Source organism: Streptomyces rubellus (assembly GCF_036323805.1).
GTDB lineage: Bacteria > Actinomycetota > Actinomycetes > Streptomycetales > Streptomycetaceae > Streptomyces.
In genome coordinates this window covers 157,736-172,166 of record NZ_JAZDCX010000010.1, presented here as the reverse complement: position 1 = coordinate 172,166, position 14,431 = coordinate 157,736, and the positions used below count along the sequence as shown (strand labels likewise).

General features: G+C 70.3%; 16 protein-coding genes and 1 pseudogene. 3 read left to right on the top strand and 14 right to left on the bottom strand.

Features of this window, described 5'->3' with window-relative positions:
* Positions 1-748 precede the first annotated feature (748 nt).
* Positions 749-2,368, bottom strand: coding sequence for an ABC-F family ATP-binding cassette domain-containing protein (locus V1L54_RS14285; RefSeq protein ID WP_330118344.1), 1,620 nt, complete (start codon positions 2,366-2,368; stop codon positions 749-751).
* 53 nt (positions 2,369-2,421) lie between these two features.
* Here V1L54_RS14285 and V1L54_RS14280 point away from each other — a divergent pair, with 53 nt between their 5' ends.
* Positions 2,422-3,270: a hypothetical protein gene (locus tag V1L54_RS14280; protein ID WP_330118343.1), complete on the top strand. Its 849-nt coding sequence runs from the start codon at positions 2,422-2,424 to the stop codon at positions 3,268-3,270.
* A 59-nt stretch (positions 3,271-3,329) separates the two neighbouring features.
* Here V1L54_RS14280 and V1L54_RS14275 read toward each other — a convergent pair whose 3' ends face one another.
* Positions 3,330-4,214: a D-alanyl-D-alanine carboxypeptidase family protein gene (locus V1L54_RS14275; protein ID WP_443076624.1), complete on the bottom strand. Its 885-nt coding sequence runs from the start codon at positions 4,212-4,214 to the stop codon at positions 3,330-3,332.
* Between the two features lie 163 nt (positions 4,215-4,377).
* On the opposite strand from V1L54_RS14275, the pseudogene V1L54_RS29480 reads away from it, so the two are divergent.
* A pseudogene (locus V1L54_RS29480) lies at positions 4,378-4,755 on the top strand (sulfotransferase domain-containing protein); the annotation flags it as partial.
* On the top strand, positions 4,641-5,345 hold the full coding sequence (locus V1L54_RS14265) for a sulfotransferase domain-containing protein (RefSeq protein WP_443076631.1): 705 nt from the start codon (positions 4,641-4,643) through the stop codon (positions 5,343-5,345). The pseudogene V1L54_RS29480 and the gene V1L54_RS14265, both read left to right, overlap by 115 nt.
* A gap of 200 nt (positions 5,346-5,545) precedes the next feature.
* On the opposite strand, the gene truA is transcribed toward V1L54_RS14265, so the two are convergent.
* The 12 genes from truA to rplO form a co-directional block, all read right to left on the bottom strand.
* Positions 5,546-6,397, bottom strand: coding sequence for a tRNA pseudouridine(38-40) synthase TruA (gene truA / locus V1L54_RS14260; RefSeq protein ID WP_330118342.1), 852 nt, complete (start codon positions 6,395-6,397; stop codon positions 5,546-5,548).
* A 115-nt stretch (positions 6,398-6,512) separates the two neighbouring features.
* Positions 6,513-7,094, bottom strand: a complete 582-nt coding sequence (rplQ, locus tag V1L54_RS14255; protein ID WP_330118341.1) for a 50S ribosomal protein L17 — start codon at positions 7,092-7,094, stop codon at positions 6,513-6,515.
* Positions 7,095-7,301: 207 nt separating this feature from the next.
* A complete protein-coding gene (locus V1L54_RS14250; protein WP_093660637.1) occupies positions 7,302-8,324 on the bottom strand; it encodes a DNA-directed RNA polymerase subunit alpha in 1,023 nt (340 codons plus the stop codon).
* A 137-nt stretch (positions 8,325-8,461) separates the two neighbouring features.
* Entirely contained in the window at positions 8,462-9,088 is a 627-nt protein-coding gene (rpsD, locus tag V1L54_RS14245; protein WP_330118340.1) for a 30S ribosomal protein S4, read from the bottom strand.
* A gap of 26 nt (positions 9,089-9,114) precedes the next feature.
* The gene (gene rpsK, locus V1L54_RS14240; RefSeq protein ID WP_004571845.1) at positions 9,115-9,519 is read right to left on the bottom strand and encodes a 30S ribosomal protein S11; all 405 of its coding nucleotides are present in this window, start codon (positions 9,517-9,519) and stop codon (positions 9,115-9,117) included.
* A gap of 66 nt (positions 9,520-9,585) precedes the next feature.
* Positions 9,586-9,966 (bottom strand): 30S ribosomal protein S13, encoded by a 381-nt coding sequence (gene rpsM / locus V1L54_RS14235; RefSeq protein WP_100201550.1) that lies wholly within the window; start codon positions 9,964-9,966, stop codon positions 9,586-9,588.
* Positions 9,967-10,168: 202 nt separating this feature from the next.
* Complete coding sequence (gene rpmJ, locus V1L54_RS14230; RefSeq protein ID WP_009740505.1) at positions 10,169-10,282, bottom strand: 50S ribosomal protein L36; 114 nt, start codon at positions 10,280-10,282, stop codon at positions 10,169-10,171.
* A gap of 61 nt (positions 10,283-10,343) precedes the next feature.
* The gene (gene infA, locus V1L54_RS14225) at positions 10,344-10,565 is read right to left on the bottom strand and encodes a translation initiation factor IF-1 (RefSeq protein WP_003948620.1); all 222 of its coding nucleotides are present in this window, start codon (positions 10,563-10,565) and stop codon (positions 10,344-10,346) included.
* Between the two features lie 258 nt (positions 10,566-10,823).
* The gene (gene map / locus V1L54_RS14220; protein WP_330118339.1) at positions 10,824-11,660 is read right to left on the bottom strand and encodes a type I methionyl aminopeptidase; all 837 of its coding nucleotides are present in this window, start codon (positions 11,658-11,660) and stop codon (positions 10,824-10,826) included.
* A gap of 126 nt (positions 11,661-11,786) precedes the next feature.
* Positions 11,787-12,440 carry an adenylate kinase gene (locus V1L54_RS14215; RefSeq protein ID WP_330118338.1) on the bottom strand — a complete coding sequence of 218 codons (654 nt, stop codon included), beginning with the start codon at positions 12,438-12,440 and terminating at the stop codon, positions 11,787-11,789.
* Complete coding sequence (secY, locus tag V1L54_RS14210; protein ID WP_330118430.1) at positions 12,440-13,756, bottom strand: preprotein translocase subunit SecY; 1,317 nt, start codon at positions 13,754-13,756, stop codon at positions 12,440-12,442. The genes V1L54_RS14215 and secY overlap by 1 nt, the downstream gene beginning before the upstream one ends.
* Before the next feature lie 210 nt (positions 13,757-13,966).
* Positions 13,967-14,431 (bottom strand): 50S ribosomal protein L15, encoded by a 465-nt coding sequence (gene rplO, locus V1L54_RS14205; RefSeq protein WP_100201546.1) that lies wholly within the window; start codon positions 14,429-14,431, stop codon positions 13,967-13,969.

Below are 14,431 nucleotides of genomic sequence, written 5' to 3'. Positions count from 1 at the left end.
GTCCGGGGTGCGGGTGCGGGTTCTGTGGGTGCTGGGGTCGGGGCCGGTCCGGGGCGACCATTCCGGACGGCATGATTTACGGCCGTGATCGTGCCACGTTTCCTTGCCCATGCATTGGCCGCAAATCACGCTTGAGTGTCCGGAACGACCGCCCCTCCCCGTCCCCTCCCGCCGTCGCCCGACCACCGGTCCGACCCCCTGCGCTCCAGACCAGGCCCGCTCCCGGGACGGTTGCCCGGAGCCGGAGCCGGATCGGGGGTCGGCACGGACCGGCCCATCGGACATACCCGCAGGCCGTCCCGGCTCTGCCAAGGGGGCGCCCCCGCACACCGGGGGCGAGCAGCGCCCCGGCCGCCCGCGCGGACCCGGCCGAACGGCCGGCACCCCGCTCCACGGCAGCAGCACGCCCTGGTCACCCTCGCACGCAGGGGCGAGTGGTCGGTAGTCCGGCCGCGGCCAGGGGCGTCACCCGACGTGCACGAGCCGGTGGGTGTGGAGAACCGCAGGCGCGGCGATGGTGCACTCGGCGACGGCGGGGAGGGGACGGGGAGGGGCGACCGTTCCGGACACTCAAGTGCGATTTGCGGCCGATGAGCGGGCGACAGAGCGTGGGGCGGCAACGGCCGTAAATCGCACCGTCCGGAACGGTCGCCCCGGACCGGCCCCGGCCCCAGCACCCGCGGAACCCGCACCCACCGCACCCCGCACCCCGCACCCCGTGCCCGGGCGCAGCCCGGACACGCACCCCTCAGCGCGTCCGCGCCACCCGCCCCTCGTCCCAGACGGGCTCCGGCGCCTCCCGCACCCGCCCGTCCGCGCCGAAGACCAGGAACCGGTCGAAGGAGCGGGCGAACCAGCGGTCGTGCGTCACCGCCAGCACCGTCCCCTCGTACGCCTCCAGCCCCCGCTGGAGCGCCTCGGCGCTCTCCAGGTCCAGGTTGTCGGTCGGCTCGTCCAGCAGCAGGGCCGTCGATCCGGCCAGCTCCAGCAGCAGGATCTGGAAGCGTGCCTGCTGCCCGCCGGACAGCTTCCCGAAGGGCTGCTCGGCCTGCCGGTCCAGCTCGTAGCGGCGCAGCGCGGACATCGCCGCGCCCCGGTCCTTCGCGTGCTCGGTCCACAGCACGTCCAGCAGCGTGCGCCCCTCCAGCTCGGGGTGCGCGTGCGTCTGCGCGAAGTGGCCGGGCACCACCCGGGCACCCAGTTTCCACCGACCCGTGTGGGCGACGTCACCACCGGCCAGCAGCCGCAGGAAGTGCGACTTCCCCGACCCGTTCGACCCCAGCACCGCGACCCGCTCCCCGTAGAAGACCTCCAGGTCGAACGGCTTCATCAGCCCGGTCAGCTCCAGACCGGCGCAGGTGACGGCCCGCACCCCGGTGCGCCCGCCGCGCAGCCGCATCCGGATGTCCTGCTCCCGCGGCGGCTCCTGCGGCGGCCCCGCCTCCTCGAACTTCCGCAGCCGGGTGCGGGCCGCCTGGTAGCGGGAGGCCAGTCCGTCGTTGTAGGCGGCCTTCTGCTTGAGGGTGTTCACCAGCTGCTTCAGCTTGGCGTGCTGCTCGTCCCAGCGGCGCCGCAGTTCCTCGAAGCGCTCGAAGCGCTCCCTGCGCGCCTGGTGGTACGTGGCGAAGCCGCCGCCGTGCACCCAGACGTCGGAGCCGGCCGGGCCCGGCTCCACGCTGATGATCTTCCGCGCCGCACGGGCCAGCAGCTCGCGGTCGTGCGAGACGAACAGGACCGTCTTGCGGGTCTCGTCCAGCCGTTCCTCCAGCCAGCGCTTGCCGGGGACGTCGAGGTAGTTGTCCGGCTCGTCCAGCAGCAGCACCTCGTCCGGGCCGCGCAGCAGCGCCTCCAGGACCAGCCGTTTCTGCTCACCGCCGGACAGGGTGCGCACCTGGCGCCACTGCGCCTTGTCGTACGGCACGCCCAGCGCGGCGGTGGTGCACATGTCCCAGACGGTCTCGGCCTCGTAGCCGCCCGCCTCGGCCCAGTCGGCCAGCGCCTGCGCGTACGCCATCTGCGCGGCCTCGTCGTCGGTCGTCATGATCGCGTGCTCGGCCTCGTCCACCGCCGCCGCGGCCTGCCGGACGCGTGGCTGCGCCACCGAGACCAGCAGGTCGCGCACGGTCCGCTCGTCCCGCACCGAGCCCACGAACTGCGGCATCACCCCGAGCCCGCCGCCGACCGTCACCGTGCCGCCGTGCGGTGTCAGCTCTCCCGCGATCAGTCTGAGCAGGGTGGTCTTCCCGGCGCCGTTGGCGCCCACCAGGGCCACCGAGGCGCCCTCGCCCACCCGGAACGAGACATCGCCGAGCAACGGCCTCCCGTCCGGAAGGTAGTACTCCAGGTGCGCCGCCTCGACATGTCCCATGGGCTCGACTCTGACGCGCGTCCGGCGGGCGGGCAAGCGAATATGATGCGCCCATGAGCTTCGGGCAGGGGGGACAGGGCTGGTACCCGGGCGGGGGGCCGTCCACACCGGACTGGGACGCGCTGGCCGAGCAGGCCGAGCGCGCCCGCGCACGCCGACGGCGCTGGCTGCTGATCGGCGGCGGCGCGGTGGCCACGGCGGTCGTCGCCGCGATCGTCGCGACGGCCGTGATCAGCGAGGACGGCTCCGGCACCGGGACGTCCGACCGGCCCTCGGGCGCGCTGCCGTCCGCCGGGAGCCTGCCGCCCAGCCCGGAGCAGCCGGAGCCGAGCTTCTCCTCGGAGCCCCCTCCCCCGCCGCCGGACCCGCGGGAGTTCCTCTCCGATCCGGCGAAGGACAAGGCGCCGCTCGGCGCCGGGACGCTGTTCCCCGGCGACTCGATGAAGGTCAACGACCGGACGTACGCCAAGGGCGCCACGGCCACCACGAAGAGCTGCGCCGCCGCCACCCAGGGCGCGCTCGGGGCGGTGCTGGCGAACAACGGCTGCCGCGAACTGATCCGGGTGACGTACGAGCGCGACGGGCTCGCGGTCACCGTCGGCGTCGCCGTCTTCGACAGCGACGAGGCCGCGCGGAAGGCGAAGGAGCAGGCCGAGCCGAACGTCGCCTCGCTGCCCGGGGCGGGCGTCCCCACCTTCTGCCGGGGCGGCGTCACCTGCCACACCTCGGCCAACGCGCTGGGCCGCTACGCGTACTTCACCATCGCCGGCCACACCGACGGCCGAAGCGTCACCGCCTCCGACGAGGCCGCCCGCCGGACCGGGCGCGACGGCGCCGACTTCGCCTTCGCCCGTATCCTCGACCGCGGCCAGGAGCAGGCCCGGGCGGCGGTCGGCGGCTGACGGCCCGTGCCGGGGCCCGGCCGCCGAGCGGCCGGGCCCCGTGGGGCCGGATTCTCCCGTCAGTCCCGCTGCGCGCCCTGCGGCAGCTGGCGCAGGGTCAGCTTGGTGGCCTTCTTCTGCTTGAAGGCCCAGTCGAGCATCTTCGTCGCGTCCGGGTAGCGCTTGGAGCTGTTGAGCACGACTCCGACGACCGTGCGCTTGTCGCGCGTCGCCGCGAAGACCAGGCAGGGCCCCGCCTTGGTGCCGGTGCCCGTCTTGATGCCGGTCACGCCCTTGTAGGAGCCGAGCAGCGTGTTGGTGTTGTACCAGGTGTACGTGCGCCCGTTGGTGGCCTTCTGCACGGTCTTGGGGGCCTTGACCACCGTCTTGAACGTGCTGTTGGCCATCGCGTGCCGGGCCAGCTTCGCCAGGTCGCGCGGGGTCGACTGGTTCTTGCCCGCCTTGGAGATGCCGTCGAAGGAGTCGAACTTGGTGTTCTTCATCCCCAGGTCGGCGGCCTTCTTGTTCATCTTCGAGATGAACGACTTCGTCCGGGCCGCCGTGGTGCTGCCGCTGCCGAAGGTGTCCGCCAGCGCGTACGCCGCGTCACAGCCGGAGGGCAGCATCATCCCGTACAGCAGCTGCCGCACGGTGAGCTTGTCGCCCGTCTTCAGGTCGGCGGTGCTGGCGCCGTTCTTGGCGACGTAGTCGCGGTAGGCCTTCTTGACCGTGACCTTGCGGTTGAGGTCGACACCCTTGGTGGTGAGGACGACCGCCGCGGTCATGATCTTGGTGGTGCTGGCCATCTCCCGTTTGGTGTCGGCGCTCTTGCTCCACAGGGCCTTGTTGGGTCCGCTGTCCAGCAGGAAGGCGCCCTTGGCCGCCACCCCGGACGGCCCGGCGGCCGCCTGCGCCGGCACGACCAGCGGCCCTGCCACCAGGACGGCTCCGGCGGTCAGTGCCACCGTCCCCGCCCGGCGGGCCCCCCTTGTTCCCGGTATCAATGGACACTCCGTGTCATCGTGGTCGACGGGCCCCGCGCATCGCGGATCCCGATCGTCAGACCACCGGCGCGCCCCGGGAGTTGCCCCGGATTCGGACAACTCTCCGTCCTCCCGGCGGCCGCCCATGGCCGATATCGCGCTGTTGAGCGGAGCGGCGCGCGCGGCGGAGGATCGCGCCATGGGCACACAGACGGACTCCCGGCGCACCTACCGGAGCTTCTTCACGGACAGCACCTACTGGGACAGCTACCGGCCGCGGCCCGGCGACATCGTGATCTCCACCCCGGCCAAGGTCGGCACCACCTGGACCCAGCGGATCGCCTCGGTCCTGGTCTTCCAGAGCACCCGGCTGCCGGGGCCGCTGGCGGAGATCAGCCCCTGGCTCGACTGCGCCTTCGTCCCCCTGGAGCAGACGCTGAAGATCCTGGAGGGGCAGAAGCACCGGCGGTTCGTCAAGACCCATCTGCCGATGGACGCCCTGCCCGTCCACCCCGAGGTGTCGTACCTGGTCGTCGGGCGCGATCTGCGGGACGCCTCGCTCTCCACCCACAACCACGCGCTGGGCACCAGCCGGGTCCCGCTCCCGCCCGGCCCCACCGGCGACGACGTCCACACCCCGAGCACCCGGCGATCCCCGAGGACGTCCGCGAGTTCTGGCGCGCCTACTTCACCCGCAGCGCCTTCCCGTGGGAGTCCGACGGCTGGCCGTTCAACTCGCCCACCCACCACCTGGAGTCCTGGTGGCGGCACCGGGACGAACCCAACGTCCTCCTCCTGCACTACCAGGACATGCTGGACGACCTCGACGGGCAGATGCGCCGTGTCAGCGCCTTCCTGGACATCCCGGTGGACGAGGACCTGTGGCCGGAACTGGTGGAGGCGTGCACCTTCTCCGACATGCGGGCCGACCAGCACCAGATCTTCGGCGACGGCGCGACCGGTGCCGTGGTCTCCTCCTTCCGGTTCTTCCACAAGGGGCGCAGCGGGCAGTGGCACGGCGTCGTCACCGAGGAGGACCTGGCGCTGTACCGCGCGGCGATGCGGCGGCTCCCCGCCGGTCTGCGCGCCTGGCTGCCCCGCGACCCCGGGTAGCGGGCCCGTCCGCTGCGCGTGCCTGCCGCCGGGCGGATCGCCGCACCGGGAGTCCGCGATTCCCGCATCTCGCGTGTTCCGCGACGGACCTCCTCGGCTGTCCGAATCCCGCCGCCGGCGTTCCGGGAGAGCAGGCGACCGCCGTTCCCCCGGCCCATCAGAGGGCCGGCCCCGCGTCACCCTGGCGGGCCGTCAAAAGCTCAGCAACAGCCCGTCCCCGGCAGCGTCCGCCGGTTGCGGGCCTCGGCGTTGCGCGCGGCCAGCAGCTCGTCGGCCGGGTAGCCGACCTCCTCCAGGGTGAGCCCGTGCGGCCGCACCACGTGCACCGCCGAGTCCCGCACCCGCGCGGCCAGCACCTCGCCCGGCCAGGCGGGCGGCCGGTGCCCGTCCCCGACGAAGAGCAGCGCGCCCACCAGGGAGCGCACCATGTTGTGGCAGAAGGCGTCGGCCACGACCCGCGCCTCCACGGTGCCGTCCGGCAGCCGCTCCCAGCGCAGCTCCCGCAGCGTCCGTATGGTGGTCGCGCCCTCGCGCCGCTTGCAGTACGCCGCGAAGTCGTGCTCCCCCAGCAGCGCCTCGGCCGCGGTGTTCATGGCGGCCACGTCCAGCGGCCAGTCGTGCCACAGGATGTGGCCGCGGCGCAGCGGGTCCACCCCGCCCGGATGGTCGCAGACCCGGTAGGCGTAGCGGCGCCAGATCGCCGAGAAGCGCGCGTTGAAGTGGGGCGGCGCCTCGGTGACCCGGTGCACCCGTACGTCGTGCGGCAGCCGTCCGGCCAGTCTGCGCAGCAGCCTCTCGCGGTGCGCCGCCCACAGCTCTTCGGACAGGTCGACGTGTGCCACCTGGCCGCGGGCGTGCACCCCGGCGTCGGTACGGCCGGCGACCGTCAGCTCGAAGGGCTCCGCCGAGCGGGTCACCACCCGCAGCGCCTCCTCCAGCTCGCCCTGCACGGTGCGCCGGCCGTGCTGCCGGGCCCAGCCGGAGAAGTCCCTCCCGTCGTACGACAGGTCCAGCCGGACCCGTACGTGCCCGGGCTCCACTTCCTCGCTCAACGCCGGTGTTCCTCTCCAACGGCGGCGGACCCGTCTCCGGGTCGGGAGACGGGTCCGCCTGTGGTGCTGCCTGTGCTGCCGTGCGGCTCGGGCCGCGCCGGGTCCGAAGGGAGCCTCAGGCCTCCTTCTTCTCCTCGCCGCTCTCGCCGGCCTCGTCGGCCTTCTCCTCGGCCGGGGCCTCGGTGGCGGACTCGGCGGCCTCGTCCTTCTTGAGGCCCTTCAGGGCCTCGTCGCCCGCGGCGTCCTTGTCGGCGCCGGCGTCGGCCTGCTCCTGCTCCTGCTCCTTGACCGAGCGCTTCGTGGCGGCCTCGGCCTCGCCGACGGCCTCCTGCTGCACGGTCAGGGCCTCCACCAGCTCGATGACGGCCATGGGCGCGTTGTCGCCCCGGCGGTTACCGATCTTGGTGATACGGGTGTAGCCGCCCGGGCGGTTCTCGTAGCGCGGGGCGATCTCGGTGAAGAGCGTGTGGACGACGCTCTTGTCCAGGATCGAGCGCATCACCTGGCGACGGTTGTGCAGGTCGCCCTTCTTCGCCTTGGTGATCAGACGCTCCGCCACCGGGCGCAGCCGGCGGGCCTTGGCCTCGGTGGTGGTGATGCGGCCGTGCTCGAAGAGGCTGGTGGCGAGGTTCGCCAGCATGGCCTTCTGGTGCGCGGCGCTGCCGCCCAGACGGGCACCCTTGGTGGGCTTCGGCATGGGTCCTTCTCCTCGTTGTCTGCACCGGCCGTATCAGGTACCGGTGTCAGTGTCCGTACGGGCTTGTGCCCGCCGGAGCCCGGGGCGCGCGGCACAGGGTGCGCGGTGCGCCCCGGAGGTGTGGGCCGGCCGGGTGCGGCGGGTGCCGCGCCCGGCCGGGGCCGCCGGCGGTGACCGGCGGCGGTACCGCTCCGTCTCGGTACTGCCTCAGTACTGCTCGGTCTCGACGAAGCCGGAGTCCGCGTCGTCGTCGGCGCCGAAGGCGTCGGCGGCGGCGGTCGGGTCGAATCCGGGCGGGCTGTCCTTGAGGGTCAGGCCCATCCCGGCCAGCTTCGCCTTGACCTCGTCGATCGACTTGGCGCCGAAGTTGCGGATGTCGAGCAGGTCCGCCTCGGAGCGGGCCACCAGCTCGCCCACCGAGTGGATGCCCTCGCGCTTGAGGCAGTTGTAGGAGCGGACGGTCAGCTCCAGCTCCTCGATCGGCAGGGCCAGGTCGGCGGCGAGCGCGGCGTCCGTCGGGGACGGGCCCATGTCGATGCCCTCGGCGTCGACGTTCAGCTCACGGGCCAGACCGAACAGCTCGACCAGGGTCTTTCCGGCGGACGCCATGGCGTCCCGGGGCCGCATGGACTCCTTGGTCTCGACGTCGACGATCAGCTTGTCGAAGTCGGTGCGCTGCTCGACACGGGTCGCCTCGACCTTGTAGGTGACCTTGAGGACCGGCGAGTAGATGGAGTCGACCGGGATGCGGCCGATCTCCTGGCCGGCCTGCTTGTTCTGCACCGCGGAGACGTAGCCGCGACCGCGCTCGACGGTCAGCTCCATCTCCAGCTTCCCCTTGCCGTTCAGCGTGGCGAGCACCAGGTCGGGGTTGTGCACCTCGACACCGGCCGGCGGGGCGATGTCGGCGGCGGTGACCAGACCCGGGCCCTGCTTGCGCAGGTACATCACGACCGGCTCGTCGTGCTCCGAGGAGACGACCAGGCTCTTGATGTTGAGGATCAGGTCGGTGACGTCCTCCTTGACGCCCGGCACGGTGGTGAACTCGTGCAGGACCCCGTCGATCCGGATGCTCGTCACGGCGGCACCGGGGATCGAGGAGAGGAGCGTACGACGCAGGGAGTTTCCGAGGGTGTAGCCGAAGCCGGGCTCCAGCGGTTCGATCACGAACCGCGAGCGGAACTCGTCGACGACCTCTTCGGTCAGTGAGGGGCGCTGAGCGATCAGCATGGGGATGTGCCTCCAGTCTTCGGCAACCGCTATTTGATGCCGAGCGCCGGGCGAGGGCCCGGTTGTCTACTGCAAGGGTACGGGCGGTGCGGCCCGTGCGGGCCGCACCGCCCGTGACCGGGAGCCGGTACTCCGGACTACTTGGAGTACAGCTCGACGATCAGCTGCTCCTGCACCTGGGTGTCGATCACCTGGCGCTCGGGCAGCGAGTGGACGAGGATCCGCATCTTCGACGGGATGGCCTCCAGCCACGCCGGCACGGTCTTCTCGCCGGCCTCCGCCTGAGCCACCTGGAAGGGGGTCATGTTGCGGGAGGCCGGACGGACCTCGACGATGTCGTTCGGGGAGACCCGAGCCGACGGGATGTCGGTCTTGCGACCGTTCACCATGATGTGTCCGTGACGGACGAGCTGACGGGCGTGGTCGCGTGACTTGGCGAAGCCGGCCCGGTAGACCACGTTGTCCAGACGGGACTCCAGGATCTGGAGCAGGTTCTCACCCGTCTTGCCCTGCTTGCGGTTCGCTTCGTTGAAGTAACCGCGGAACTGCTTCTCAAGGACTCCGTAGATGCGGGCGGCCTTCTGCTTCTCACGCTTCTGCAGCAGGTACTCGCTGTCCTTGGTGCGCCCGCGTCCGTGCTCACCCGGGGGGTAAGGACGGATCTCGATCGGGCACTTAGCGCTCTCGCACTTGGCTCCCTTGAGGAAGAGCTTCTGCTTCTCCCGACGGCAACGCTTGCAGTCGGCCCCGGTGTAACGCGCCATAGTCGTGTATCTCCTACTTCAGCTGGTCAGACGCGGCGACGCTTCGGCGGGCGGCAGCCGTTGTGCGGGGTCGGGGTGACGTCCTGGATCGAGCCGACCTCGAGGCCGGTGGCCTGGAGGGAGCGGATCGCGGTCTCACGGCCGGAGCCGGGACCCTTGACGAACACGTCGACCTTGCGCATGCCGTGCTCCTGCGCGCGACGGGCGGCCGACTCGGCGGCCATCTGCGCGGCGAACGGCGTCGACTTGCGCGAGCCCTTGAAGCCCACGTGACCGGCGGAGGCCCAGGAAATCACGTTGCCGGTGGGGTCGGTGATGGAAACGATGGTGTTGTTGAACGTGCTCTTGATGTGAGCGTGCCCGTGGGCGACGTTCTTCTTCTCCTTGCGGCGCACCTTCTTGGCGCCGGCCGTACGGCCCTTCGGAGGCATAAAGAGTTTCTCCTGTGGAGGTGGTCGGTCCTGCAGTCCGGACCTGTCGTCGGTGTCCGGTGCGGACTACTTCTTGCCCGGCTTCTTCTTGCCGGCGATCGCGCGACGCGGGCCCTTGCGGGTCCGGGCGTTCGTGCTGGTGCGCTGGCCCCGGACGGGGAGGCCGCGACGGTGCCGCAGACCCTGGTAGCTGCCGATCTCGACCTTGCGGCGGATGTCGGCCTGGATCTCACGACGGAGGTCACCCTCGGTCCTGATGTTGGCCTCGACGTACTCGCGGATCCGGACCAGCTCTTCTTCGGTCAGGTCGCGGACGCGCGTGTCCGGGTTCACCCCGGTGCTGGCCAGCGTCTGCTGGGACAGCGTGCGGCCGATGCCGAAGACATAGGTGAGGGCGACCTCCACACGCTTGTCGCGCGGGAGATCAACGCCTTCGAGGCGTGCCATGGACGTGGCTCCTGGTTTCTACTCGGAGGTCTTCCGCAGCACCGTTCCCGTAGCGATGTACGAGCCGGGTCCCCGGCCTCCGTCCGGGGGTGTCGTCCCCACCGACAGTGAGAGGTGTCACGGCGGGGGGTCGGGTGACTGCGTATCTGGTTGTGTCGCTTGCGTCGCGCGAAGAGCCGCGAGGTGCGAGGTGGGTCGTACGTCAGCCCTGGCGCTGCTTGTGGCGCAGGTTCTCGCAGATCACCATGACCCGGCCGTGGCGGCGGATCACCTTGCACTTGTCGCAGATCTTCTTGACGCTCGGCTTGACCTTCATGGGATGTGAGGTTCTCCGGGTCAGGCCACCACCCCGCGGGAACGGGGTGAGGGCAAGAGATCTACTTGTAGCGGTAGACGATCCGCCCGCGCGTCAGGTCGTAGGGAGACAGCTCCACCACGACACGGTCGTCGGGCAGGATACGGATGTAGTGCATCCGCATCTTGCCGCTGATGTGCGCGAGGACCTGGTGCCCGTTCTGGAGCTCCACCTTGAACATCGCGTTCGGGAGAGACTCGACGACGGTGCCCTCGATCTCGATGGCCCCTTGTTTTTTGGCCATGCTTGAGCGCTTCACCTTCCGGGATCGGCTACCTGGATCAGCCCGTGGGTGCGCGCAGGCACACATGGACCGACGAGCCAGTCTACGACACGGCGCGGCGAAACACGAATCGGGGATGTATGCCCATCCGGGGAGATCCTTATGCGGCCCGGAGGGAAAGAACCGGGGGAAGCCGGGAAAGAGAAACCGGAGGTACGGGGGCACGGGAGGCACCGGAAGACCGCGGAGGCCGTCCCGCGCGGGGCCCGGGGCCCGGCCTCAGGCCAGCGGGTCGGGGGCGGCCGTGATGCCGTACTCGGCCAGCTTCGCCTTCCCGCCGTCCGGCGCGGTCAGCACCAGCGGACCCTGCTCGGTCAGGGCCACCGAGTGCTCCCAGTGGCAGGCCCAGGAGCCGTCGTCGGTCTTGACCGTCCACTCGTCGTCCAGGACGTGCGTCTTGGCGGTGCCCAGACTGACCATCGGCTCGATCGCCAGGCATATCCCCGGCACCAGCCGCGGGCCGCGGCCCCGGCGGCGGTCGACGTAGTTCAGCAGGTGCGGGTCCATGTGCATCTGGCTGCCGATGCCGTGCCCGCCGTAGTCCTCGATGATCCCGTAGCGGCCGGAGGCCGGGCGGGGCTGGCGGCGGATGTAGCCCTCGATCGCCTTGGAGACATCCACCAGCCGGTTGCCCTTGCGCATGGCCGCGATGCCGGCCCACATGGACTCCTCGGTGACCCGGCTCAGCTCGTGCAGCTCCGGGGCGTGCCCCTCACCGACGAAGACGGTGATCGCCGCGTCCCCGTGCCAGCCGTCGACGATCGCGCCGGCGTCGACGGAGATGATGTCGCCGGACCTCAGGACCGTCTCGCTGTCCGGGATGCCGTGCACGACGACGTCGTTCACGGAGGTGCAGATGTTGCCGGGGAAACCGCCGTAACCGAGGAAGTTCGGCTTGGCGCCGTGGTCGGCGAGCACCTTGGCGGCGACCTCGTCCAGCTCCCTGGTGGTCGCGCCCGGCACCGCCGCCTCGCGGCACGCGGCGTGCATCGCGGCGACGACCAGGCCTGCCGCTCGCATCTTCGCGATCTGCTCGGGGGTCTTGAGCTCCACCATGCGGCTGATGCCTTCCAGCTGTCCGATTCGGTCACCATCGTCCGGCGCGGCGCACCGGTCCACCTCTACACGATACGGCCGCGGCACCCGAACGGGGCACCGCGGCCGGTCGTCGTCCTCGCACCGCTAGGCGGAGCGGCCGAGCGCCTCCATCGCGCGCCTGGTCACCTCGTCGACCCTGCCGAGCGCCGAGATGGTCACGACCAGCTCCTGCGCCTTGTAGTAGTCGATGATCGGCTCGGTCTCGCTGTGGTAGACCTCCAGCCGCTTGCGGACGGTGTCCTCGCTGTCGTCCTCGCGCTGGTACAGCTCGCCGCCGCAGGCGTCGCAGACGCCCTCGGCCTTCGGCGGGCTGTACTCGACGTGGAAGATGTGCGTGCTGTCGTTGCGGCACATCCGCCGTCCGGCGATCCGCTTCACGACCTCGTCCTCGGGGACCTCCAGGTCGAGCACCGCGTCCAGTTCCGTCCCCGTCTCGCGCAGGATCCCGTCCAGGGCCTCGGCCTGGGAGAGGTTGCGCGGGAAACCGTCGAGCAGGAAGCCGCCCGCGGCGTCCGGCTCCGCCATGCGGTCCCTGGCCATGCCGATGGTGACCTCGTCCGGCACGAGCTGCCCGGCGCGCATGTACTCCTGCGCCTTCTGCCCGAGCGGGGTGCCCTGGCTGATGTTGGCGCGGAAGAGATCACCGGTGGAGATGTGCGGAATGGACAGGTTCTTGGCCAGGTACGCGGCCTGCGTACCCTTGCCCGCGCCCGGCGGCCCGACGAGGACGATTCGCATCAGCGGAGGAACCCTTCGTAATGGCGCTGCTGCAGCTGGCTCTCGATCTGCTTCACGGTCTCCAGACCAACGCCCACGATGATGAGGAGGCTGGTCCCGCCGAACGGGAAGTTCTGATTCGCGTTGAACAACACCAGCGCGACGGTGGGCACCAGAGCGATCAGGCCCAGATAGAGCGAACCGGGCCACGTGATGCGGTTCAGCACGTAGCTCAGGTACTCGGCCGTGGGGCGACCTGCCCGGATACCCGGGATGAAGCCACCATACTTCTTCATGTTGTCGGCAACGTCTTCGGGGTTGAAGGAGATCGCGACGTAGAAGAAGGCGAAGAAGACGATCAGCACGAAGTACGTGATGATGTAGTACGGGTGATCGCCCCGGACGAAGTGCTGGTTGATCCAGTCGGCCCAGCCCGCCTGGGAGCCGCTGAACTGGACGATCAGCGCCGGGATGTAGAGCAGCGAGGCCGCGAAGATGACGGGGATGACACCCGCCTGGTTCACCTTGAGCGGGATGTAGGTGGAGGTGCCGCCGTACGAGCGACGCCCGATCATCCGCTTGGCGTACTGCACCGGGATGCGGCGCTGGGCCTGCTCGACGAAGACCACCAGTCCGACCATCGCCAGACCGCAGATGATCACCACGCCGAACTCGATCCAGCCGTCGGCGAGGTTGCCCTGCTGCTTGATGGCCCACAGGGCGCCGGGGAAGCCGGCCGCGATCGACACGAACATCAGGATCGACATGCCGTTGCCGATGCCCTTGTCGGTGATCAGCTCACCCAGCCACATGATCAGCGTGGCGCCGGCGGTCATGGCGATCACCATGGTGATCGTGGTGAAGATCGAGTCGTCCGGGATGATCTGGTCCCGGACGGAGCACTGTGCGAAGAGGCTGCCGCTGCGCGCCGTCGCCACCAGACCGGTGGCCTGGAGCACGCTGAGCGCCACGGTGAGGTAGCGGGTGTACTGCGTGATCTTCGCCTGGCCGGACTGCCCCTCCTTCTTCAGGGCCTCCAGCCTCGGGATCACCACCACCAGCAGCTGCAGGATGATGCTCGCCGTGATGTACGGCATGATCCCGAGTGCGAAGATGGTCAACTGCAGCAGCGCGCCACCGCTGAACATGTTCACCAGGCCGAAGAGGCCGGCGCCGGCGCTCTCTGCCTCTTTCACGCACTGGTTGACGTTCTCGAAGCTGACCCCCGGGGCCGGGACGTGCGCCCCGAGCCGGAAGAGCACCATGATGCCGAGGGTGAAGAGCAGCTTCTTGCGCAGGTCGGGCGTCTTGAACGCCCGGGCGAACGCGGTGAGCACGGTGCCTCCTGCGCCCCCCGCGCTCATACGCGAGAGGTTACGGTCGTGAGGATCAACGGATAAAACATTCAGATTCCACAGGGCAAACCTGCGGAGGTCAATAACGCACGCCACCTTACCGGCGAGCGTGCCCCCCTTGGAACGGCCGACCGGGGACGCCCGTTCCCATGGGCGCCCCCGGTTTGCCGTGTCACTCGGCCGTCATCGTGCTCAGGCGAGCTCGTCGACCGTACCGCCGGCGGCGGTGATCTTCTCCTTGGCGGAGCCGGAGACCTTGTCGACGGTCACCCGCAGGGCCACGGAGATGTCGCCGTTGCCCAGCACCTTCACGGGCTGGTTCTTGCGCACCGCGCCCTTGGCGACCAGGTCGGCGACGGTGACGTCGCCACCCTCCGGGTACAGGGCCGAGAGCTTGTCCAGGTTGACGACCTGGTACTCGGTGCGGAACGGGTTCTTGAAGCCCTTGAGCTTGGGCAGCCGCATGTGCAGCGGCATCTGCCCACCCTCGAAGCGCTCCGGAACCTGGTAGCGGGCCTTGGTGCCCTTGGTGCCACGACCTGCGGTCTTGCCCTTGGACGCCTCACCACGACCGACACGGGTCTTGGCGGTCTTGGCGCCCGGGGCGGGCCGGAGGTTGTGGACCTTCAGCGGCTTGCTCGCGGGAGACTCAGCCAT

Coding starts and splice junctions, on each gene's coding strand:
- V1L54_RS14285 (WP_330118344.1), bottom strand. CDS start 2,368: ATGGGACATGTCGAGGCGGCGCACCTGGAGTACTACCTTCCGGACGGG.
- V1L54_RS14280 (WP_330118343.1), top strand. CDS start 2,422: ATGAGCTTCGGGCAGGGGGGACAGGGCTGGTACCCGGGCGGGGGGCCG.
- rplQ (WP_330118341.1), bottom strand. CDS start 7,094: ATGCCGAAGCCCACCAAGGGTGCCCGTCTGGGCGGCAGCGCCGCGCAC.
- V1L54_RS14250 (WP_093660637.1), bottom strand. CDS start 8,324: ATGCTGATCGCTCAGCGCCCCTCACTGACCGAAGAGGTCGTCGACGAG.
- rpsD (WP_330118340.1), bottom strand. CDS start 9,088: ATGGCGCGTTACACCGGGGCCGACTGCAAGCGTTGCCGTCGGGAGAAG.
- rpsK (WP_004571845.1), bottom strand. CDS start 9,519: ATGCCTCCGAAGGGCCGTACGGCCGGCGCCAAGAAGGTGCGCCGCAAG.
- rpsM (WP_100201550.1), bottom strand. CDS start 9,966: ATGGCACGCCTCGAAGGCGTTGATCTCCCGCGCGACAAGCGTGTGGAG.
- rpmJ (WP_009740505.1), bottom strand. CDS start 10,282: ATGAAGGTCAAGCCGAGCGTCAAGAAGATCTGCGACAAGTGCAAGGTG.
- infA (WP_003948620.1), bottom strand. CDS start 10,565: ATGGCCAAAAAACAAGGGGCCATCGAGATCGAGGGCACCGTCGTCGAG.
- map (WP_330118339.1), bottom strand. CDS start 11,660: ATGGTGGAGCTCAAGACCCCCGAGCAGATCGCGAAGATGCGAGCGGCA.
- V1L54_RS14215 (WP_330118338.1), bottom strand. CDS start 12,440: ATGCGAATCGTCCTCGTCGGGCCGCCGGGCGCGGGCAAGGGTACGCAG.
- rplO (WP_100201546.1), bottom strand. CDS start 14,431: ATGGCTGAGTCTCCCGCGAGCAAGCCGCTGAAGGTCCACAACCTCCGG.